The following is a 22,142-nucleotide window of genomic DNA, read 5'->3' on the forward strand; positions in this document are numbered from 1 at the left end:
GAAGCTCGCTCAGAAATATTTAACTATATCGAATATTTCTATAATCCTGTGCGTCGTCATGGTAGTAATAAAGGACTGTCTCCTGTGCAGTTCGAAAAACAGTACTTTGAGAAACAGTTAAGTGTCTAAGATATTAGGGGCTTACCATATGCTGCAAAAACACGACGGTGATTCTTACAGTACACAAGAAAAATCGAGAGGCAGACAAGAAACAAGGCTGGCAGTAACGAACACAGATTTAAGTGTTTTAGGTGACTTAGGGTTTGATTGGGCAGAGTTAAAAACGATGGGTATTGTTGTCTCAATAAAACAAGAAGGAACGGTGGCGAAAGAGTCGGAAGTTTCTGTTAGATATTACATCAACTCTAAAAATCTAAGTGCTAAAGAATTGTTAAATGCAACACGTTCACATTGGTTAGTCGAATAGATGCACTGGAGACTTGATTCCACATTTGGTGAAGATGCTTGCCGAAAGCGAGCTGAAGAAAGTGCAGAGAATTTCGCAAGGATCAGACAAACTTGCTTAAATATGCTGAAGAGCGAAACGAGTTTGAAAGCGAGTATAAAACACAAAAGAGCGAAGTGTGCGATGGATAATGAGTATCTTTTGAAGGTGTTGAGAAGCCTTTATTGACTGGGATATTCATGAATTTTCCTTGTTTGTCATGGTTTTATTTTAACTAATGTAATATAAAATATTACATTTTAAAGTGAGTTTTACTTCAAGGTTTTTGTTCGTTTTTTACTTGGATTGAATTACTCAGTATTATTCTCCAGATTATAATGTTATGAGGCTATAAATTTGAATCTTTTAATGCTTTTAAAGTGTAATGGATTAGCGTATGACGATAGAGTTAGAAAGGAATCTATCAGTTTAACGGCTAATGGTTATGATGTAGATATACATGTTTTAGAAAATGACAATAAATCTGCTTCTGGTAATGTATTTAATGATTCGATCAAATTTAAGCAATACTATTTGATTAGTAGGAAATTATTTAAAGGTAATCGGTTTCTTTTTTTGAAACTAATGGAGTTGTTTTTCAGGTTTTTCCCTTCTTCATTTAAGCGATACGATGTTGTTTGGTTACATGATCCTTTAATGTTTATTTTCGTCCCATACTTTTTTCTTTTAAAAAAAATTGGCCGCGTTAATAAAATTGTTTGGGATCAGCACGAGTTACCACCCCAATATTTTTTGTGCTCTAAGCTGTTACGTAAATTTTATAAAACGGCGTTAAGTCTTGCTGATGTAAGGATACACGCTAATGAGGAAAGAGCATTATACCTTAACAAAGTGTTGGAAAAAAATTATTCTTTTAAAGTGATTAGAAATTTTGTTGATGAATTGTTTGTACAAGAGAAAGCTCTCCCTTTATCTAAGGAGGAGATAAACTGGTTGGGTGGGGACGATTACTTCCTATTACAAAGTGGCGCTTATGAAGTGAGGAATTTTTCAAGCGTAGCCGAAGCAATATGCAATACTATAGAAAGAAAATGCATAGTTGTTGGTGGTTTTGATAAAGATTATGTATCTAATCTTAGAAAAAAATACTCCAATTTTGATGACCTTTTTCTATTTGTTGGTATGGTTCCTCAAATTAGGCTTGTTGATTATATAGATAGGGCTTTAGCTAGTGTTATTCTTTATCATGATAAAGAACCAAACTCTTTTTACTGCGAACCTAATAGACTTTATCAATCTATTTCAAGAGGTACTCCGGTTATTGTTGGTAGCAATCCCCCAATGGCAAATATCGTTTCAGAGCTTCGCTGTGGTATTATTTTAGAGAACTGTGGTTCTTCAGTCGAAGCAATTGCCTCTGGTTTTAATCAATTCTATGAAGCAGATATTCAAATATCTGATTTGGCCAAAAAGCGATTTACTTGGTCTTCGCAACTTAAGGCCTTTGATTTATGAGCAATAGTAAAAAAATTCTTTATTTTCACCAGCATTTTTCAACACCTAAAGGATCCTCTGGTATTCGTTCGTACGAGATGGCTAAGCGTCTAATTCATCATGGCCATAATGTTACAATGGTTTGCGGCTCTTATGGTGGAGGCAATACAGGCTTAGAGTCAGGATTTATCGCTGGAAAACGAGAGGGTATTGTTGACGGTATCTCAATCATTGAGTTTGATTTGTCTTATTCAAATGCAGATGGTTTTTTTAAACGAAGCATGACTTTCATTCAGTTTGCCCTTAAAAGCATTTCTTTAGCTTTTACGGAAAAATATGACATTCTATTTGCAACCACAACACCTCTTACTGCCGGTATCCCTGGTATCTTTGCACGTTGGTTACTCGGAAAACCTTTTGTATTCGAAGTGAGAGATTTGTGGCCTGAGTTACCAAAAGAAATGGGAGTGATTAAAAATCCCGTTGTACTAAGTGCGTTGTCTATTTTAGAGTGGTGTTCTTATCGCTCTGCGCATCGTTGTATTGGCCTTTCACCTGGTATTGTTGCAGGAATAAAAAAGCGAGGAGTGAAGTCCTCAAAAGTTGAGCTCGTACCAAATGGTTGTGATTTAAGCATTTTTGCAAATGAAGTTGCCGCATGGCGCCCGGAAGCTGTGGCAGATAACGACTTAATGGCCGTATTTACAGGCACGCATGGTATTGCAAACGGCTTGAACGCTGTTTTAGATGCGGCTGCCGAATTAAAGCAGCGCGGCAGGGAAGACATCAAACTTGTGCTTGTAGGGCAAGGTAAGCTAAAACCCGCTTTGCAAGAAAGAGCCGAGCGTGAGGAGTTGAGCAATGTTGTTTTCCATCCACCCGTCAACAAAGCAAAGTTAGCAGAGCTCATGAAAGGTGCAGATATTGGCATGCAATTATTAGCTAATGTTCCCGCGTTTTACTACGGCACATCACCAAATAAATTTTTCGATTATATTTCTGCAGGGTTGCCCGTACTAAACAACTACCCCGGCTGGTTAGCTGGCATGATTAAAGATCATCAATGTGGTTATACAATTGAGCCTGATAATCCTATTGCTTTTGCCGATGCGTTAGAAAATGCGGCAGACAGAAAAAAGGAACTACCGGATATGGGTAAGCGCGCTCAGGAACTTGCTAAGAAAGAGTTTAATCGCCATAACTTAGCCGATAAGTGGGTTGATTGGGTTATTGGGGCCGTAAAATGAAACGAATTTTTGATTTTATCATTTCGCTGAGTGCGCTACTTTGCTTGCTTCCTATTATTTTGATCATTGCTTTACTCATTCGGGTAAAGTTAGGATCTCCTGTTTTATTTAAGCAGGAGAGGCCCGGCCTCAACTGCATAGTTTTCAAAATGATGAAGTTCAGAACTATGTTAGATGCCAAGGATAGCAATGGTAACTTATTACCCGATGAGCAGCGTATGACAAAGTTTGGTTCATTTCTCCGTTCTACTAGCTTGGATGAGTTACCCGGCTTACTGAATGTCTTAAAAGGTGATATGAGCTTGGTTGGACCTCGTCCGTTATTAGTCGAATATTTACCACTTTATAGTGAGGAGCAGTCACGGCGGCATAATGTACGGCCAGGAATAACAGGCTGGGCTCAGGTCAATGGAAGAAATGCAATAAGCTGGGAAGATAAGTTCAAGTTAGATGTCTGGTATGTCGATAACCGCAGTTTGTTGCTTGATATTAAAATTCTATTCCTGACAATAAAAAAAGTATTTATTAAAGAAGGCATTAGTGCCGACGGTGAGGCGACAATGTCTCGCTTCGAAGGAAGTGTTAAAAAATGAAAGATCTGATTGTTATTGGCGGAGGAGGTTTCGCTAAAGAGGTTGTTTGGCTGGCACAAGATTGTAGTCGGAGAGTCAAAGGTGTTTTAGATGATAATGAAAGTGCTCATGGAAGTGAGATTCAGGGGGTTAAGGTTTTAGGCTCTATATCCAACTGGACGAAATATCAAGATTGTGAATTTGTAATAGCGGTTGGAGCCCCTCGAACAAGAAAGTTCATCTTAAATAAGATGCTAGAGGCTGGTAAACCTAAATTTACAACCCTAATTCATCCTAGTGTCAGGTTTTCTAATACTGTCAGTATCGGAGTAGGCTCAATGATTTGTGCCGGGACTATCTTAACTACAGACATTAAATTAGGGATGCATAATATCTTAAACCTAAATGTAACTGTTGGGCATGAGACCATTTTAGAAGATTTTGTGACAATTGCTCCTATGGCTGCAGTATCTGGGAATGTTACTTTACGAAATTTAGTCGAGGTAGGTACTGGAGCAGTAATTAGACAGGGTCTTGAAATAGAGGCAGGGGCAATGCTTGGCATGGGAGGGGTTCTAACCAAAAACATACCAGGAAACACAATATTCGCCGGTAATCCAGCTAAGAAGTTAAAGGAGATAGCAAGCTAATGAGAGTCTCAATCATAGGTTCAGGCACTATGGCCACCGGAATTGCCCAAGTCATGTGCGCTAGTGATGAAGTGAAGCACATAATTATTGTAGCAAGGGACATACAAAAAGCTGAGCAGTTAAAATCTTCATGTGCAAAAGGTTTATCAAGGCTAGTGAGGAAAGGCAAGTTAACAGAAGAAAGTGCAAGTCAAAGTATTGAGAAAATATTTAGTACTACAGAGTTGGCTGACGTGGAAAATTCTGAGTTGATCATTGAAGCTGTTTCCGAAGATTTTGCAGTAAAAATGTCACTATTCTCTGAAATGTCTAAGTATATCAAAGGTGATACTGTTGTAGCGTCAAATACTTCATCCTTGTCTATTACTGCATTCGGTAGTGTTTTACCTAATGCAAAGAATGTACTCGGGTTACACTTTTTCAATCCTGCCCCAGTTATGGAGTTGGTTGAAATTGTAATGGGTCACGAAACTAGTTTAGAGGTAGTTGAAAGGCTTAAATTATTTACCCAAAGTTTAGGTAAATCACCCGTTGTTGTACAAGAAGCTCCTGGCTTTGTGGTCAATCGTATGCTCATTCCAATGATTAATGAGGCTATAAGTATTTTAGCCGAAGGAGTAGCAACGGCTGTAGATATTGATAAAGCCATGAAGTTCGGAGCACATCACCCTATGGGGCCATTAGCCTTGGCTGATTTGATTGGGAATGACGTTAATTTATCTATTATGGAAACACTGTACAGCGAAACTGGAGATCCTAAATATAGAGCTCATCCATTATTAAGAAAAATGGTTAGAGCGAAGCATCTAGGCCGAAAAACTAAAAAGGGATTTTTTGAGTATTAAGTATGTTAAACACAGAATTTTCTCCATGGCCTAGCTTCACTCAAGAAGAAGCTGATGCAGTTAGTCGTGTGCTGCTATCAAACAAAGTTAATTACTGGACCGGCACTGAATGCCGAGAGTTTGAAAAAGAGTTTGCTACTTGGGTAGGTTGTGATCATGCTATTGCCCTTGGTAATGGTACTCTAGCGTTAGATGTTGCTCTTAAAGCGTTAGATGTTGGAGAGGGGGATGAGGTGATTACAACACCAAGGACTTTCCTTGCATCTGCGTCATCGATCGTTACATCTGGTGCCTCACCTGTATTTGCCGATGTAGATCTTAATAGCCAAGCTATTACAGCTAAGAGCATCGAAGCGGTTTTAACGCCAAAGACTAAGGCGGTCATCGTTGTTCACTTAACTGGTATGCCAGCAGAAATGGATGCAATTATGGCACTTTCAGAAAAACATGATTTTTATGTCATTGAAGATTGTGCTCAAGCCCATGGTGCTAAATATAAAGACAGTAGTGTTGGGACGATAGGTCACATTGGCGCCTGGTCTTTTTGCCAAGATAAGATCATGACTACAGGCGGCGAAGGCGGCATGGTAACTACTAATGATAAAAATTTGTGGGCTAAAATGTGGTCTTACAAAGATCATGGTAAGAGTTTTGATGCCATTTATAATCGTGAACACCCGCCAGGCTTTCGTTGGTTACATGAAAGCTTCGGTACTAACTGGCGTATGACTGAGCTCCAAGCTGTAATAGGTCGTATACAGTTGACTCGAATGTCAGAGTGGACGGCACGTCGTCAGGTCAATGCGGCACAAATTGATGAAGCTGTAAAAGATTTGTCCGTTGTGCGCAGAGTTGAAGTGCCAGAATACAGTGAGCACGCAGAATACAAGCACTATATGTTTGTCCGTCCAGAAAATTTGGCTGATGGTTGGACGAGAGATAGAATTGTTGAAACTATTGTAGATAGGGGGGTACCAGCTTATCAAGGTAGCTGTTCAGAGGTTTATCTTGAAAAAGCGTTTGATAATACTCCATGGCGACCTAAAGAGCGTTTAGTAAATGCAGTTGAATTAGGTGAGACTAGTTTGATGTTCTTGGTTCATCCAACTTTGACTCAGGAAGAAATCAATAAAACCTGTGAAGTCATTCGCACTGTTTTATTATCAGCTCAAAAATAGTCTAATTGTACTATCTATCGGAATTACTGTATTAAAGTCTGGGCTTATCTAGAGCGGTTTTTATACAAAGAGTCTCAATTCGCAGGATAAGCCTGATTAAGTGTCTCATGCGGTGTTTTTCACTAACACCAAACACGATATAGATATTATATTCTTCAGGTGGTATTTGTTGGTAGCCGCTCGGAGTGTTTCCCCTCTTTAAGCGGCTAAAACCGTCATTAAAAGGTTATCCACGATCAAGCCCCATTGGATCAATAATATGCTAGAGTTTAGTGATTTAGCAATTATGATTGAACCCTGTACTTTAAGATGTAGTGCATTATTATGAAGTTTATTAAATTGGAGCGGGAAATGGATTTTTTGCAAACATTGTTTAGATTAAAACGTACACAAAAACGTTTAGTGAGCCTCGTTGTCGATGCATTATTTATATGCATGGCCTTTTGGTGTGCTCTGTTAGCTCGATTCGATGATTTTGCTATTTTAACAAATTCTAGCCATTGGTTGTTACTTTGTATCGTAGTTCCAATGAGCTTGTTTATCTTCGCTAAGCTCGGTCTCTATCGTGCAGTACTGCGTTTTATGGGATTGCAGGCGCTTACTGCGATTGCGTTGGGTGTTGTTTTATCAACGTGTGCGTTAGTTTTTTGTTCATTCTACTTTGATACTCAGCTTCCTCGAACCGTGCCAGTCATTTATGCGGCTTTTTGTTTGGTGTTTATTGGTGGTTCTCGAGGAGTGGTGCGCTCTTTAGTTGGTGCGGGAATGAACCGTGTTGGCGAACCTGTCATTATTTATGGCGCTGGAGTAAGCGGTAGGCAACTTGTCACAGCGCTCTCCCAGAGTCATGAATATTACCCATTCGCGTTCGTTGATGATGATGAATCACTACATGGAACAGTGGTGCAAGGTGTACAAGTTTATTGTCCTTCTATTCTTCGTAAATTGATTAAGCAAAAAGCGGCAACAAAAGTTTTACTAGCTATTCCAAGCGCTTCTCGCACACGTCGACAAGAAATTTTAATTAAGCTTGAAACTTTTGCAGTCCAAGTTTTGACATTGCCAGCTATGGCTGACCTGGTTAGTGGTAATAAGCTATACAGTGATATAAAAGAAGTTGAAATTGATGATTTGCTTGGACGTGACCCCGTTGCACCACGAAAAGATCTATTAACTGCGAATATTCGCGACAAAGTGGTTATGGTTACAGGTGCTGGTGGTTCTATTGGCTCTGAATTATGTCGTCAAATATTAAAGCAATCTCCTAAAAAATTGGTGCTTTTTGAGCTGTCAGAATTTGGCTTGTATTCTATTGAAAGAGAGTTAACTGCTACGGCAAAAGAACTTGGCTTAGATGTGCAAATTTATCCTATGATGGGTTCAGTACAGCGTGAGAATCGTGTTCAAGCGATTATGGAAGCTTTCGAAGTACAAACTGTTTATCATGCTGCAGCTTATAAGCACGTGCCATTGGTAGAACACAATGTTGTGGAAGGGGTTCGTAATAACGTCTTTGGCACGCTTTATACTGCTAGAGCGGCTATTGCAGCTAAAGTTGAGACCTTTGTTTTAGTGAGTACCGATAAAGCCGTTCGTCCTACCAATGTTATGGGAACGACGAAACGCATGGCTGAACTTGTTTTGCAAGCATTATCCAATGAAGATAATCAAACGCGTTTTTGCATGGTGCGTTTCGGTAATGTGCTAGGTTCTTCTGGTTCTGTTGTTCCACTTTTTAGAAAACAAATTGGTAATGGTGGTCCTGTTACCGTAACTCATCCCGAAATTACCCGTTTTTTTATGACAATTCCGGAAGCTTCTCAACTTGTAATTCAAGCAGGTGCAATGGGCAAAGGTGGTGATGTATTCGTACTTGATATGGGGAAATCCGTTAAAATTGTCGATTTAGCTAAAAAGATGATTCGTTTGAGTGGATTTGAAATTAAAGATGAGCTTAATCCCGACGGTGATATTCCTATTGAATTTACAGGTTTGCGTCCAGGGGAAAAACTTTACGAAGAGTTATTGATTGGAGATGATGTTACTGGTACTGAGCATGAGCGAATTATGACCGCTAATGAAGCCTGTTTGTCATGGAAAGAGCTTGAAACTATCTTGGCGAGACTAGATCGCGCTTGTCATGAATTTAAACATGAAGTGATAAGAGAGATTCTACTTTCAACACCAACTGGATTTAGTCCGACTGACGGTATTTGTGATTTAGTTTGGTTACAGAAAAACCACGACAGTATTAGCGATATCAAGGACAATAAAGTCATACCGTTTGTTTCTTAATTTTCCCTCATTTTCATGAAACTCCTTTATAATATGACTTAATGCCCACTTTGGCTTGCTGAAGTGGGCATTTTTTATTTCAGGCTAGTGTATTATCTATTGAGTGTTTTAAGCTGATTGCAAATGAGAGGGTACAGTGAAAGGTATTGTTTTAGCTGGCGGCACAGGCACGCGGTTGTATCCCATCACTCGCGGTGTGTCTAAACAGTTGCTCCCCGTGTATGACAAGCCAATGATCTATTACCCGTTGTCGGTGCTTATGCTAGCGGGCATTCGTGATATTTTGATCATCACCACTCCGGATGAGCAGATGCTTTTCAGCGCTTATTGGGTGATGGTAGTGATTTTGGTGTATCGCTTTCTTATCAAGTGCAGACTAAACCTGAAGGGATCGCACAGGCTTTTATCTTGGCCGAAGATTTTATTGGCGATGACAGTGTTTGTTTAGTACTGGGTGATAATGTGTTTTATGGGCAGGGTTTTAGTCCAACGCTCAAACAGACTGTCGCTAATATCAGCGATAAGAGTTCTGTGGGGTCTACTATCTTTGCCTATCAGGTCGATCAAGCTGAAAGATTTGGCGTGGTGGAATTTGATGCTGACTTTAACGTATTGGCAATCGATGAAAAACCAGCAGTTCCCAAATCTAATTGGGCGGTCACTGGACTCTATTTTTACGATAATCAAGTTATCGATATTGCTAAAGGGCTAACGCCTTCAAAACGTGGTGAGCTTGAAATTACTGAAATCAACCAATCTTATCTTGAACGCGGCGAACTAAAGGTCGAATTATTAGGACGTGGTTTTGCTTGGCTTGATACCGGTACATTCGACAGCCTGCAGCAGGCATCTTCTTTTGTTCAAACCATAGAAACCGTGCAGGGGCTCAAAGTAGCTTGTCTTGAAGAGATTGCATGGCGTAATGGTTGGCTCACCAATGAGGATATTCATCGTCTTGCCCAGCCTATGCGAAATAACAGCTATGGTCAGTACTTACTTTCATTGTTGAAGCTGCGCTATGGTCATTCCGCTGGTGGGGATCGGAACTCTAACAGCTCGCTATGGTCTTTACATGATTTGCGCCGAACTTTCACAACCAAGCTCAATGATCTTGGTGTCGCCCCGTAAGTTGTCGAGCAGCTGGTGGGCATAGTATGACTGGCGTAATGGCGATATATAACCGCAGTCAATATCAGCCCGAGAAGCAAGCAGCGCTCAACATGTGGTGTGAGTGGTTAGAACGGTTGGTCAATCCCGCCGATAACGTGGTGCTCATCAATACAGCCAAGACAGGCTAGCTCGATATTTTATGGTAGCTGAGTAATTTCTACCTGTTGTAGCGTGTAAACAATGATTTAACGGTTTTAGCGTGTAAAACTTGCTTTACCTTCTATAGCGTGTAGATTGGTTGATGATCTTAGTATTGAGTGAAGGGTGCGAGATGAAGGTGACTACCTCAAAGCAGTTAAGCAATTATCTAAAAGACACGCGTTTGTCGATGAAACTGTCACAAAGCAAAGTGGCTAATAAAGTGGGTATCAGGCAAGACACTGTGTCTAGCTTTGAGCACAATCCAGATTCTACTAAGCTAGAGACGCTGTTTAAGCTGCTATCATCACTCAACCTTGAGCTAGAGGTTAAGCCTAGAGCTTCTCAAAATGACGCTTCATATCCTAGCGTTACCCCATCAAGCAATAATGAGTGGCATGAGGACTGGTGATGGCGGTATTAGATGTCTATATGAACGGTTATCTAATCGGGGAGTTCACCAAGACTGCTACGGGCGCCCACCATTTTAAATACCATGAAAAGTGGCTTACTTTAGCCGGAAGCCGTCCTATATCGCTATCGATGCCATTGCGTCGTCAAGCTTATGAAGGGGACGAGGTATATAACTTTTTTGATAACTTACTTCCCGATAACCCTGATGTGCGTTATCGCATTGTCGCTCGTCATAAGGCGGCTTCATCACAGCCCTTTGACCTACTGGCTAAAATTGGTCAAGACAGCGTTGGCGCGCTGCAATTAGTCTCCCATGGACAGTTGCCTCATAAGGTGAAACAGATAGAGTCTGAAGCACTTTCAGAAACAGCCTTAGAACAGGTATTGAAAGGCTATATGTTGGGTATACCGCTGGGCATGCTACGGGAGCTAGAGGACTTTAGGATCTCGATAGCGGGTGCTCAAGAAAAAACGGCATTGTTGCATGTAAAAGGAAAATGGCATTTACCTCTCCACTCAACACCAACCACGCATATTATTAAGCTGCCTATCGGCACCATAAAGAGCCATTCGTACACCATTGATATGTCTGACAGCGTGGAAAACGAGTATCTGTGTATGAAGGTCGCTGAGGCGTTTGGTCTGGCGGTGGCACAATGCCATATCATGCATGTTGGCGATATTAAGGCGCTCGCCGTTGAGCGGTTCGATAGGCGCTATGCCCAAGATGGCAGCTGGATCATGCGTCTGCCTCAAGAGGATTTTTGTCAGGTGCTCAATGTGCCACCAGCCAATAAGTATGAGAGTGATGGTGGCCCAGATATTAAAGCCATCATGACTGAGCTCTTGGGCTCGTCCAATTCTGATCGCGACCGATATAATTTCATGAAAGCCCAAGTGCTTTTTTGGCTATTAGGGGCTATTGATGGGCATGCTAAAAACTTTTCTGTTTTTATTGAGGCTGGTGGCGGGTATCGCCTAACGCCTCTGTATGACATTTTATCCATATATCCCGCCATTGGTGGCAAAGGGCTGAATATACGTGACGCTAAGTTGGCGATGTCGCTAAAAGCCAGTAAGGGTAATAAGGTTCTGCTGGATAAGATATTTCCAAGGCATTTTATGCAAACGGCCAAAGCCGTTGGTTTTGATACAGACTCCATGGCCAACATCATGATAGAGATGGCAGTCAAGCTCGACTTTGTCATTATGAAGGTCAGAGCAGAGCTCCCCGAAGATTTCCCTGTTCACATTCGAGACGCGATATTAGGGGGAGTTAAGGCTCGAGCAGCACGTTTAACCCCTGAGCAAGTCTGGAGTGAATGATGAATGAACTATTACCGGACTCTGAGAAGTGTCTACAAGGCTTTAAGAAAGAGATCGATAAGAACAAATACACAATAGTCACTGTTAGTGATCAGCTGTTTTATACCATAGGTATGGCAAAGCATAATCTGCCGGATGTGATTTTAATTTGCGACATCAATAAGCGTTCAGTAAACATACTATTTGAAAATCTTTTTGAGCGCTGGCGAACCACGGGTTATGCAAAGGGGTTTCTTAACGAAATTGATGCACTTCCCATCTTTATGGATGAAATTCGGCATAACACTGCGCTGAGACGGGTAAAAGATGAATATGTTATGTTGGCTGAGGCCTTTTACAAGCAATACCCCACTTATGCTCAAAATAAACCGCGTTATGTGCAAATGCTATGGCCTGATTTGAAAGGCTATTACCCAAATGAGTCAGAATATCACTATCCCCATTTTGAACAGAAGTGCCTTTCAAAGCTTCGTAAAATCATCTAGTCACATCCTTATTTATCGAAGATTCACCTAGAAAACCCAGTGATCAGAGCGAAGCGATATCGCTGGGTAGTTCACTTATGTATCGAAATATTAAGCCTTATGTGTTGACGATTTGCGTGCTTAGCCACTGCTCAAAATACGTTAAAAATGCCTTTACCTGCATTGGCAGATATTGCCTGCTGGGATAAATGGCTTGTACACCGACAACTTCGGTATCACTATGACTAAATCCTCGTACATATTCATCTAGTATCAATACAAGCTTGTTGTTAGATAGATCTTTTCTTATGTCGATTAATGACTTAAAAGCAATGCCATAACCTTGAACTGCCCAACGTCTGATGACTTCACCGTCTGAACATGATAAATGCGGCTCTACCTTTATCGAATGTCGTTTATTATCAATTTCAAAATACCAATCGTTTAGTGGTTGACCTGAACGCTCCAGAATCAGGCAACGGTGATTGGATAGCTCTTCTGGGTGTCGCGGTAATCCGTTGTGTTTTATATAGTCGGGAGAGGCGCATAACACACGTCGATTTTGAGCTAAAGGTCTGCTGATAAGATTACTATCTGGTAAATTACCGAATCTAAAGGCGATATCAACACCTTCATCGATGATGTTGATTATGCCGTCAGATAGCATCAAATGAGAAGAAACATCAGGATGGTTATTAGTAAATTCGGCAAGTGCAGGTGCTACATATTGCCGGCCAAAATCAGAAGTTGCCGATATTCGTAAGCTTCCTCTCAATGTGTTTTGCGATTCTTGTATCATATTTTCAGTATTTTCTACTTCTTCAATGACACGTAAACAGCCACTATAAAAACGCTCACCAGCATCGGTTAACGAGATGCTTCGTGTATTTCGAGTCAACAACCTTGTGCCGTAGCGCTTTTCAATCTGGTTAATACGTGCCGTCATGCTAGCAGGTGAAAGCCCTAATTTTCGTCCTGCTGCCGCTAATCCTCCTGCTTTTACTACATGAGCAAACAATGCCATATCATCAATTTTTGTCATGATTCTTCAGTTTTTCTGAATAGTGATTTAACTCTACGAGTAATTATCAATTTAGTCAAAATAGTTAAACTGATCACATCGCTTTAAGGAGGTTGATATGCAATTAAATCACGCATTACTGCTGGTATCTGATTTAGATGAAATGTCGCAGTTTTTGATACAAACACTTGGTCTGAAAGAGGGGCAACGTCCACCGTTTGGTTTTGCTGGTGTTTGGTTGTATGACGAACTCAATGTGCCTTGTGTGCACATTGCGGGAAGAAATGACATTAAGCCTGAGCAATCTTTTTATTTAGGACATGCTGAAAAACACAGTTCAACACCGAGCTTGCCAACGGTAGATCATTTAGCGTTTACCTCAAATGACTACCAAGGACTCAAAGGTCGTTTGTTAACGTATAACGTGCCTTTTGTTGAACGAGAAATACCCGAAGCAAACGAACATCAAGTCTTTATCACCGGCCCAGATGGCCTAAAAATCGAAATTTTATTTTCGAGAAACGACATTCACTAACGAGGTTAATAATATGAAAAATGCATTGTTTAACACAGGCAAACTTGGAAACCTTAATACCAATAATAAAGTGGTGATGGCACCGATGACGCGTTCTCGTACCGCGCAACCCGGCGATATCCCTACTGAGTTAATGGCAACTTACTATGCACAACGGGCAAGTGCTGGCTTTATCGTTTCAGAAGCGACGCAAATTTCAGCGCAAGGCAAAGGGTATTCCTTTACACCGGGCATTTATACGCAAGCACAAATTGACGGTTGGAAGAAAGTTACCAATGCTGTTCATGACAATGATGGCATTATTTTTTCTCAGCTTTGGCATGTTGGCCGCATGTCACATCCTGTGTTTCATTCTGATGGGCTACCCGTTGCACCGAGCGCCTTAGCTCCAGATGCACAAGTGTGGGTAGTAGGTGATGATGGCGTAGGACGTATGCTTGATTGTCCTACGCCACGAGCGTTATCTACCCAAGAAATCAAAGGCATTATTGAAGATTACCGCCAAGCTGCACTTAATGCGATTGAAGCAGGATTTGACGGTGTAGAAGTGCATGCTGGAAACGGTTATTTAATTGACCAATTTTTACGTAGCACATCTAACAAACGCAACGACGAATATGGCGGCAATTTAGAAAATCGCATTCGCTTTGCGTTAGAGATCATTAAAGCCATTAGTGATGAAATAGGCGCTGAGCGCACAGCCATAAGACTAGCGCCATTTATTACCCAAAGAGGTATGAATGACCCAGAAGCAATCGATGCCATTTTGTTATTAGCTAAACATTTTGATGACTTGGGAATTGCCTACATTCATCTCGCTGAAGCAGATTGGGACGATGCTCCTACTGTAACAGAAACGTTTCGTCAGCAATTACGTGAAAACTTTTCTGGCGCAATTGTTGTCGCGGGTAATTACACACTAGATAAAGCAGACGAATTAATTAACAACAACTTAGTTGATTACGTTGCTTTTGGTCGGAAATTTCTGGCGAATCCTGATTTACCCTATCGATTAGCTAATAACCTACCGCTAAATGATATTTCAGACCCAGCCACCTTGTTCGGTGGTGATGAGCGTGGGTATACCGATTATCCGGTTTATGGTGAGCGTGACAATAAAAGTCTTTAGCAATTATTTAGAAGAATCATGCAGTGTAAGGGGCTTACCACTTCTCTGCTTCGCGACAATTGGACATTAAGTTTCTTCATTGTTCTTAATGGTTTTCATCACATCTTTTAGATTCGTTTGCCAGCGCTTGGCCTGCCTTAAACAATATGAATGTTGGCAATCAAGTGCGCTAAATTGTGGTCGCGTAGCTGCTGCATTGTAATCTTGGCTACTTATCGGTTTGATGTTCACCTCTTTATTGAGCAAGCCTTCTTCTATGGCGCATGTTTGTATTTGCTTGGCAAATTCAAACCATGAGGTGACTCCGATGTCACTCCAGTGATAGCGAGGAGATGTCGTATCTTGCAGACTGATTTGCCAAATAAACTGTGCAAGTTCAATGGCTGAGGTTGGGCTCCCTTGTTGATCTGCAATGACGTTAATTTCAGAACGTGAATTCATCAGTTTAAGCATGGTTTTGACAAAGTTATTCCCAAAAGGCGAGTAAAGCCATGCACTGCGAATAATTGTGCTGTTTTTAGGATGGTATCGGGTGAGGGCTTGTTCACCTGCGAGCTTAGTTTGACCATACGCATTGATAGGATGAGGCACATCGTCAGGGCGATAGGGTTGGTCTTGTTTACCGTCGAACACGTAATCCGTAGAGAGATGGATGAGACGGATGTTATGTTCAGCGCAGGATATGGCCAGTTGCTTAACTGATAAGTGATTTAATGCATCTGCTTCTGAATGCTGGGTTTCGGCCAGATCTACTTGGGTATAGCCACTGGCATTGATCACCAGATCAAATGGCTTTTGCCGTAATAGCTTGTGAATAGCATCAGGCTGACGGATATCAAGTTGTGCTCTGCCACGGTAGTCAGTTTTTATGTTCTGTGGCTGTGTTGCACGTAATGCTAAAGCAACCTGTCCCTGCTTTCCTATCACCAAGGCATTTTTAGGCGGTATGCTCACTAACCAATGTCCTCATCAGCACAACTTCGAGTGAGTGCTTGCTGACACCAGTCTTGATTATCGACATACCAGCGCACTGTTTTATCTATTGCTGAAGTGAAGCTTTCTTGTGGCTGCCATCCCAGCGTGCTTTTAATCTTATTGGCATTGATCGCGTAACGCTTATCATGTCCTGGTCTGTCATCAACGAAGTGGATCAGCTGGTTAAAGTCCGTTATACCTTTCGGCTTGTGGTGAACGAGATGATTAAGTCGCTCACAGATCGCTTGTACCACTGCCAAGTTAGTTTGTTCGCCGTCGCCACCTATGTTGTAACTTTCACCGAGTTTGCCCTTAAAAGCGACCATGCATAAAGCGCGTGCGTGATCATCAACATACAGCCAGTCGCGGATCTGTTGGCCATTACCATAAATGGGAATTGATTTGCCGTTTAATGCATTGGTTATGGTGACTGGGATCAGTTTTTCTGGATATTGAAAGGCACCGTAATTGTTTGAGCAATTAGAAATCACGATAGGGAGATCAAAGGTTCGTTGCCAAGCTCTGACCAAATGATCTGCCGCGGCTTTACTGGCCGAATAGGGAGAACTCGGTGCATAAGCTGTTTGTTCATCAAATTGGCCAGTATCACCTAAGTCACCGAATACTTCATCGGTCGAAACATGATGAAAACGAAATTGCGCAGCGGCTTTTTTACTGAGGCTGGCGAGATAATGACGACATTGTTCTAATAGTGTAAATGTACCGACGATATTGCTTTCAATAAAAGTGCTTGGCCCTGCGATTGAGCGGTCGACATGGGTTTCAGCTGCTAGATGGATCACCAATGATATTTGATGAGTTTGCAGCGCTTGTTGCACTTTTTCACCGTCGTTGATATCACCTTGAATAAAAACATAACGCGGATCATCGGCGACACAGCTTAATGCGTGTAAGTCGGCGGCATAGGTGAGCTTGTCGTAATTAATGATGCGGTGTTGCGTGTGCTTAATTAAATGGCGGATCAATGCAGAGCCAATAAAGCCTGCACCGCCAGTGACTAAAATATTTCTTGGTTGTTCTGCCTGAGTGGATTGCACGATAGGGCTCGCCTTAATCAAACATGCGGGCATCAGTAAAATTGCCAGCTTGGTTATCTTTTTCTGAGAGTTGTAGCGAGTGCTTAGACGACAGTGGCCAATTAATCGCTAGGGTGTCATCATTCCACTTTATGGCATACTCGTCATTAGGCGCATAGTAGTCACTGCATTGATACAGGCATTCGGCGCTATCTGACATCACATAAAAACCATGGGCAAATCCAGGTGGGATCCACATTTGGCAATGGTTATCTGCTGAAAGAATATGTCCGGTCCAATGACCAAAACTTGGGCTACTTTGTCTTAAGTCAACTGCCACATCAAATATCTCCCCACTCATCACCCTAACGAGTTTTCCTTGTGGTTGCATACGTTGATAATGTAAACCGCGAAGTGTCCCACCGATAGACTGACTCTGGTTAGTCTGCACAAAATCTAGGTTAGCAACATGCTGTTGAAACCATTGCTGACGAAAGCTTTCAAAAAAGTAACCTCGTGCGTCAGTGAAGACTTGAGGCTTAAGTATCTTCACATCTGGAATATGGGTATCGATAATTTTCATTATTGTTTACAGCAACTGATAACGGGCTTGTGTTCAGCACAGAAGCATACAACATTTTCCCTCAATTCGTTGTAGATTCCTTGATGTGTCTCTATCTTAGCGCTGAAATTACTTCAGGTTTTTAGCAATTCTAGGTCAGTCATCGCTGGGTTCATCTCATTTCAACGGTCATCGCTCACTTCAGCCTCTTGTTGAATTGAATGAAAGCTGTCTGTATTTAGTTGCTTGAACACAAGCTTTCCAACATTTAGAGCTAAGTGTTCAATCACATCATATTCCTTTTTTGTATAAATAAATTAATATTTATAACTTCTAAATGGTCGCCGTACTGGTATTATTTCTATATCTCATTTTGGTTCATGTATCTTTCTTTCGTTGTTACAGGTGTGAAGTGCTAAGTTAGTGCCTGTAACTTAGTGCCTGTAACAACGAAAGAAAGATGGTTAGAGAATCTTAATTTAACTGGAATTATACGGAAATCGATATGTCTACACAGCAAACCCATTTGAAGCAGCTCGAAGCTGAATCGATTCAAATCATGCGTGAAGTTGCCGCAGAGTTTGATAATCCAGTGATGCTCTATTCTGTCGGTAAAGACTCTTCAGTGCTGTTACACCTAGCACGTAAGGCTTTCTATCCCGGTAAGATCCCGTTTCCGTTGATGCATGTGGATACCAACTGGAAGTTTAAAGAGATGATCGCGTTTCGCGACGAGATGGCTAAGAAATATGGCTTTGACTTGATTGTCCATAAAAATCCTCGTGGTATCGAGATGAATATCTCGCCATTCACTCATGGTAGCGCCAAGCATACTGATATCATGAAAACCGAAGGGCTGAAGCAAGCATTGGATATGCATGGTTTCGATGCCGCCTTTGGTGGGGCCCGTCGTGATGAAGAAAAATCTCGCGCTAAAGAGCGTGTCTATTCGTTTCGCGATAGCAAACACCGCTGGGATCCAAAGAACCAACGTCCCGAGCTGTGGAATATCTACAATGGTAAGGTCGATAAAGGCGAGAGTATCCGAGTGTTTCCTTTGTCTAACTGGACCGAGCTGGATATCTGGCAGTATATCTATTTAGAAAATATTGAAATTCCATCACTTTACTTAGCTAAGCCACGCCCAGTGGTTAAACGTGATGGAACTTTGATCATGGTCGATGACGAGCGCATGGAAATTCAACCGGGCGAAACGGTTGAAAATAAGATGGTGCGTTTTAGAACCTTAGGTTGTTATCCGCTCACCGGTGCCGTGGAATCTGAAGCCACGACGTTACCTGAAATTATTCAAGAGATGTTGTTGTGTACCACCTCAGAGCGACAAGGGCGAGTGATTGATAATGACTCCGCTGGCTCGATGGAGAAGAAGAAGATGGAAGGGTATTTCTAGGCTGAACCTGAAACCATTTTTGACTTAGACACAGATAACCAATGACGAGAGTGACCATGACAACTGAATCGACACTATTACAAACCGATATCGAATCTTATTTAAAGCTGCATGAAAACAAAGATATGTTGCGTATCTTGACCTGTGGCAGCGTGGACGATGGTAAGTCTACTTTGATTGGACGGCTGTTATTTGATAGCAAGATGATCTTTGAAGATCAGATGGCGGCTATCGAGAAAGACTCTAAACGTTTTAACACTACTGATGAAGCATTTGACTTAGCGTTGTTGGTTGATGGGTTGCAGTCTGAGCGTGAGCAAGGCATTACTATCGATGTGGCTTATCGCTATTTTGCGACCGAACAGCGTAAGTTCATTATTGCCGATACCCCAGGCCATGAGCAGTACACCCGCAATATGGCGACCGGCGCTTCAACATCCGATTTAGCGATTATTTTGATTGATGCGCGTCATGGAGTACAAGTTCAGACTCGTCGTCACAGCTATATCTGTTCTCAATTGGGCATTAAGCATGTGATTATTGCCATCAACAAGATGGACGCGGTGGATTACGATCAGAGCGTGTATCAAAACATCAAGAAAGCTTATCGTGAATTTGCACAGGATCTTGCGTTCACAGATGTACGTTTTGTACCTATCTCAGCGCTTAAAGGCGATAACGTTGTAAACGAAAGCGAGAATATGACCTGGTATCCTGGTTCAACCTTGCTCAAGTTGCTTAATACGGTATCTGTTGAACAAGACAGAAGTGAGTCATTCCGCTTTCAGGTTCAGTATGTGAACCGTCCAAATCTTGATTTCAGAGGTTTCTGCGGCACTGTGGCTTCTGGAGAGATCCGTGTCGGTGACACCATTGCAGCGTTGCCGTCAGGTAAAGAAAGTCAGATTAAATCGATTGTCACTTTCGATGGCGATTTAGAAAAAGCCACAGCGGGGCAGGCGGTTACATTAACCCTCACCGATGAGATTGATATCAGCCGTGGCGATATGTTGGTGCGTCCGCACAATAAGCCTAATTCCAGCAGCCACTTCGAAGCCGATGTGGTGTGGATGACGGAAGAACCCTTATGTGTTGATAGAGAATATGCTATTAAATTAGGTAGTAAGGCAGTATATGGTTATGTTGATGCAATTAACTATAAGGTTGATATCAATAATCTAACCAAACATGACGCGCAGCAGTTGGCACTAAATGAGATGGGCAATTGTCATTTCTCGGTGACTGCGCCAGTGCAGTTTGATGCCTATGATAGCAACCGTCATACCGGTGCATTTATTATTATCGATAGATTAACTAACGTGACTGTTGGTGCAGGGATGATCCGTAAATCTATTGACGCTAAAGGTAAAAAGCGTGCAATCTCTGAATTTGAAATTGAGATGAATACCTTGGTACGTAAACATTTCCCACATTGGGGCGTGAAAGACATTTCTAAGGCGTAATGTGCTCAAGCGCAGCGACTGTATTTGCTGCGCTTGATGGTTTCTCAACGGTCAATAATCGAGAATTTATGACATTAAACGCATACCTAACCATTGCCATATTTCTCGCGACTATCGTGGGATTAGTGCGTTTTCAAAATCGCCCAGCCCGTGTGTTTGGGGTGGCATTACTGCTGCTGGTGGCACTTAACCTTGTGACCACAGAACAGTTACTTTCTAGCATGTCCAATCCTGGACTTGTGACCTTGGTGCTGTTGATCTTATGTTCTTTTGCGTTGGAAAAAACGCGCCTGCTGCGAGTCATCGCTTCTAAAGTGATAGTCAATTCTTATCATAGTACTTGGCTGCGGCTGTTTGGTATGACTGCGCTGAGTTCGGCGTTGTTGAACAACACTGCCGTGGTGGCCACCTTGTTGTCACCTATTCGAAACAATCCGCATCACATGGCGAGCAAACTGCTTATTCCCTTATCTTACGCGGCGATCCTCGGCGGCACACTAACCTTAGTGGGGACATCGACTAACCTAATCGTCAACAGTATGTATATCGAGGCGTCCGGTCAGTCGCTGTCGTTTTTCTCATTCACGGCGATTGGCGCAATGTTAGTGCTGGGTTGTGGTTTGATGCTAAGACTCGTGAGTGGTTTTTTACCTGATATAGTCGATGAGCCGACCCATTTGCAGGGCTATTTTATTGATGCCAAGGTGGTTGAAGGCTCAGAGTTAATTGGCCGCTCGGTGGAAGATAATGGTTTGCGTCATTTGGAGTCTCTCTTTTTAGTCGAGGTGATTCGTAATAACCGCTTGATCAGCCCTGTGACCCCGACAGAAGTGTTGCAGCTGGGCGACCGCTTAATCTTCAGTGGTGATATTACTAAGGTGATGCAACTCAGCCAGTTTTCGGGGCTTGAGATGTTTGCCGATAAAAGCGGTTTACTCGACAGTAACCTGACCGAAGTCGTGGTGAAACCTGAGAGCGTGTTGGTGGGTAAAACCATGAGACGCATCGGCTTTAGGGCCTTGTTTGATGCGGCAACGTTAGCGATCCGTCGAGACGGTGAAGAGATCTCTGGCAAGCTGGGTGAAGTGAAAATCAAAGCCGGTGACTTTTTGGTTCTCGCTGTGGGTGAGGATTTCCTCACTCGTCGTAATATCAGTAAGAATTTTATTGTGCTCAGTGGCGTTGAGCCAGAAACGCGGATCAGCGGCAAGAAAGCTTGGGTTTCTATTGGTGGTTTTGTGCTGGCATTAGTGCTAGCGGCCACGGGCGTATTGGACATGCTGCAAGGCATGTTTTTACTGCTGGGTATTCTTATCTTCAGTCAATGTATTAATGCTAATGAAATTGTCAGACGTTTCCCGGTTGATATCTGGCTGATTGTGGCCTCGGCTATTACCCTGTCTCATGCGCTGGTTAATGCTGGTGTGGCACAGTTTGTTGCTGACTGGGTAGGGGGCGTAGCAGATAAAGATCACCTGATGTTCGCGCTGATTATTGTTTATGTCACTACCTGGTTGATGACTGAGCTTATCACTAATAATGCCGCCGCAGCACTGATGTTTCCTATCGCTTATAGTATTGCGCTGGGTTTTGGGGTCGACTTCTTGCCGTTTGTGATGACAGTCGCTTTTGCGGCGAGTGGTAGCTTTATGAGCCCTTATGGGTATCAAACTAATTTGATGGTGTATAACGCTGGGCGTTATCATCTTAAAGACTTTGTTAAAGTGGGTCTGCCTATTAGCTTGACCTATGGTGTCATTGTATTGTTGGCGATACCGCAATTTTTCCCTTTTTAAGTGGAGCGCGGTGA

Annotated in this window: 21 protein-coding genes and 2 pseudogenes; 19 read left to right on the plus strand and 4 right to left on the minus strand. The window is 42.1% G+C overall.

Annotation, left to right across the window (positions count from 1 at the left end):
- The 14 genes and pseudogenes from L1D21_RS15200 to L1D21_RS15265 all read left to right on the plus strand — a co-directional run.
- The coding region (locus L1D21_RS15200; protein WP_239846210.1) for an IS3 family transposase at positions 1–129 on the plus strand (129 nt) is incomplete at its 5' end.
- 13 nt (positions 130–142) lie between these two features.
- A pseudogene (locus L1D21_RS15205) lies at positions 143–634 on the plus strand (ISAs1 family transposase); the annotation flags it as partial.
- A gap of 168 nt (positions 635–802) precedes the next feature.
- Positions 803–1,921 (plus strand): hypothetical protein, encoded by a 1,119-nt coding sequence (locus L1D21_RS15210; protein WP_239846125.1) that lies wholly within the window; start codon positions 803–805, stop codon positions 1,919–1,921.
- Complete coding sequence (locus L1D21_RS15215; protein WP_239846126.1) at positions 1,918–3,147, plus strand: glycosyltransferase family 4 protein; 1,230 nt, start codon at positions 1,918–1,920, stop codon at positions 3,145–3,147. The genes L1D21_RS15210 and L1D21_RS15215 overlap by 4 nt, the downstream gene beginning before the upstream one ends.
- On the plus strand, positions 3,144–3,740 hold the full coding sequence (locus tag L1D21_RS15220) for a sugar transferase (protein ID WP_239846127.1): 597 nt from the start codon (positions 3,144–3,146) through the stop codon (positions 3,738–3,740). Before L1D21_RS15215 ends, L1D21_RS15220 begins: the two co-directional genes overlap by 4 nt.
- Positions 3,737–4,369: an acetyltransferase gene (locus tag L1D21_RS15225; protein ID WP_239846128.1), complete on the plus strand. Its 633-nt coding sequence runs from the start codon at positions 3,737–3,739 to the stop codon at positions 4,367–4,369. The genes L1D21_RS15220 and L1D21_RS15225 overlap by 4 nt, the downstream gene beginning before the upstream one ends.
- A complete protein-coding gene (locus L1D21_RS15230) occupies positions 4,369–5,214 on the plus strand; it encodes a 3-hydroxyacyl-CoA dehydrogenase NAD-binding domain-containing protein (protein WP_239846129.1) in 846 nt (281 codons plus the stop codon). The genes L1D21_RS15225 and L1D21_RS15230 overlap by 1 nt, the downstream gene beginning before the upstream one ends.
- Positions 5,215–5,216: 2 nt before the next feature.
- Complete coding sequence (locus L1D21_RS15235) at positions 5,217–6,392, plus strand: DegT/DnrJ/EryC1/StrS aminotransferase family protein (protein ID WP_239846130.1); 1,176 nt, start codon at positions 5,217–5,219, stop codon at positions 6,390–6,392.
- A gap of 351 nt (positions 6,393–6,743) precedes the next feature.
- A complete protein-coding gene (locus L1D21_RS15240; protein WP_239846131.1) occupies positions 6,744–8,687 on the plus strand; it encodes a nucleoside-diphosphate sugar epimerase/dehydratase in 1,944 nt (647 codons plus the stop codon).
- A 136-nt stretch (positions 8,688–8,823) separates the two neighbouring features.
- Positions 8,824–9,698 (plus strand): annotated as a pseudogene (gene rfbA, locus L1D21_RS15245) (glucose-1-phosphate thymidylyltransferase RfbA); the annotation flags it as partial.
- Between the two features lie 143 nt (positions 9,699–9,841).
- Positions 9,842–9,985 carry a hypothetical protein gene (locus L1D21_RS15250; RefSeq protein WP_239846132.1) on the plus strand — a complete coding sequence of 48 codons (144 nt, stop codon included), beginning with the start codon at positions 9,842–9,844 and terminating at the stop codon, positions 9,983–9,985.
- Between the two features lie 143 nt (positions 9,986–10,128).
- A complete protein-coding gene (locus tag L1D21_RS15255) occupies positions 10,129–10,407 on the plus strand; it encodes a helix-turn-helix domain-containing protein (protein ID WP_239846133.1) in 279 nt (92 codons plus the stop codon).
- On the plus strand, positions 10,407–11,735 hold the full coding sequence (locus L1D21_RS15260; protein ID WP_239846134.1) for a type II toxin-antitoxin system HipA family toxin: 1,329 nt from the start codon (positions 10,407–10,409) through the stop codon (positions 11,733–11,735). Before L1D21_RS15255 ends, L1D21_RS15260 begins: the two co-directional genes overlap by 1 nt.
- Positions 11,735–12,220 carry a DUF4262 domain-containing protein gene (locus tag L1D21_RS15265; RefSeq protein ID WP_239846135.1) on the plus strand — a complete coding sequence of 162 codons (486 nt, stop codon included), beginning with the start codon at positions 11,735–11,737 and terminating at the stop codon, positions 12,218–12,220. Before L1D21_RS15260 ends, L1D21_RS15265 begins: the two co-directional genes overlap by 1 nt.
- A 97-nt stretch (positions 12,221–12,317) precedes the next feature.
- Here the strand turns inward: L1D21_RS15265 and L1D21_RS15270 are convergent, their stop codons facing one another.
- Positions 12,318–13,241 (minus strand): LysR family transcriptional regulator, encoded by a 924-nt coding sequence (locus tag L1D21_RS15270; protein WP_239846136.1) that lies wholly within the window; start codon positions 13,239–13,241, stop codon positions 12,318–12,320.
- A gap of 97 nt (positions 13,242–13,338) precedes the next feature.
- Between L1D21_RS15270 and L1D21_RS15275 the strand changes: the two genes are divergently transcribed.
- Both L1D21_RS15275 and L1D21_RS15280 read left to right on the plus strand, forming a co-directional pair.
- On the plus strand, positions 13,339–13,755 hold the full coding sequence (locus L1D21_RS15275) for a VOC family protein (RefSeq protein WP_239846137.1): 417 nt from the start codon (positions 13,339–13,341) through the stop codon (positions 13,753–13,755).
- A gap of 13 nt (positions 13,756–13,768) precedes the next feature.
- A complete protein-coding gene (locus tag L1D21_RS15280) occupies positions 13,769–14,884 on the plus strand; it encodes an alkene reductase (protein WP_239846138.1) in 1,116 nt (371 codons plus the stop codon).
- Between the two features lie 66 nt (positions 14,885–14,950).
- Here the strand turns inward: L1D21_RS15280 and rfbD are convergent, their stop codons facing one another.
- The 3 genes from rfbD to rfbC are packed head-to-tail and all read right to left on the minus strand — an operon-like array spanning position 14,951 to position 17,479.
- On the minus strand, positions 14,951–15,838 hold the full coding sequence (gene rfbD, locus L1D21_RS15285) for a dTDP-4-dehydrorhamnose reductase (RefSeq protein WP_239846139.1): 888 nt from the start codon (positions 15,836–15,838) through the stop codon (positions 14,951–14,953).
- The gene (gene rfbB / locus L1D21_RS15290; RefSeq protein ID WP_239846140.1) at positions 15,838–16,917 is read right to left on the minus strand and encodes a dTDP-glucose 4,6-dehydratase; all 1,080 of its coding nucleotides are present in this window, start codon (positions 16,915–16,917) and stop codon (positions 15,838–15,840) included. Before rfbB ends, rfbD begins: the two co-directional genes overlap by 1 nt.
- Before the next feature lie 13 nt (positions 16,918–16,930).
- Positions 16,931–17,479, minus strand: coding sequence for a dTDP-4-dehydrorhamnose 3,5-epimerase (gene rfbC / locus L1D21_RS15295; protein ID WP_239846141.1), 549 nt, complete (start codon positions 17,477–17,479; stop codon positions 16,931–16,933).
- A 484-nt stretch (positions 17,480–17,963) separates the two neighbouring features.
- Between rfbC and cysD the strand changes: the two genes are divergently transcribed.
- The 3 genes from cysD (at position 17,964) to L1D21_RS15310 (ending at position 22,128) form a co-directional block, all read left to right on the plus strand.
- Positions 17,964–18,869 (plus strand): sulfate adenylyltransferase subunit CysD, encoded by a 906-nt coding sequence (gene cysD / locus L1D21_RS15300; protein ID WP_239846142.1) that lies wholly within the window; start codon positions 17,964–17,966, stop codon positions 18,867–18,869.
- Positions 18,870–18,925: 56 nt separating this feature from the next.
- A complete protein-coding gene (gene cysN, locus L1D21_RS15305) occupies positions 18,926–20,332 on the plus strand; it encodes a sulfate adenylyltransferase subunit CysN (RefSeq protein ID WP_239846211.1) in 1,407 nt (468 codons plus the stop codon).
- Between the two features lie 68 nt (positions 20,333–20,400).
- Positions 20,401–22,128, plus strand: coding sequence for an SLC13 family permease (locus L1D21_RS15310; RefSeq protein WP_239846143.1), 1,728 nt, complete (start codon positions 20,401–20,403; stop codon positions 22,126–22,128).
- Positions 22,129–22,142 lie beyond the last annotated feature (14 nt).

It is taken from the genome of Shewanella sp. Isolate11 (genome assembly GCF_022398315.1).
Lineage (GTDB): Bacteria > Pseudomonadota > Gammaproteobacteria > Enterobacterales > Shewanellaceae > Shewanella.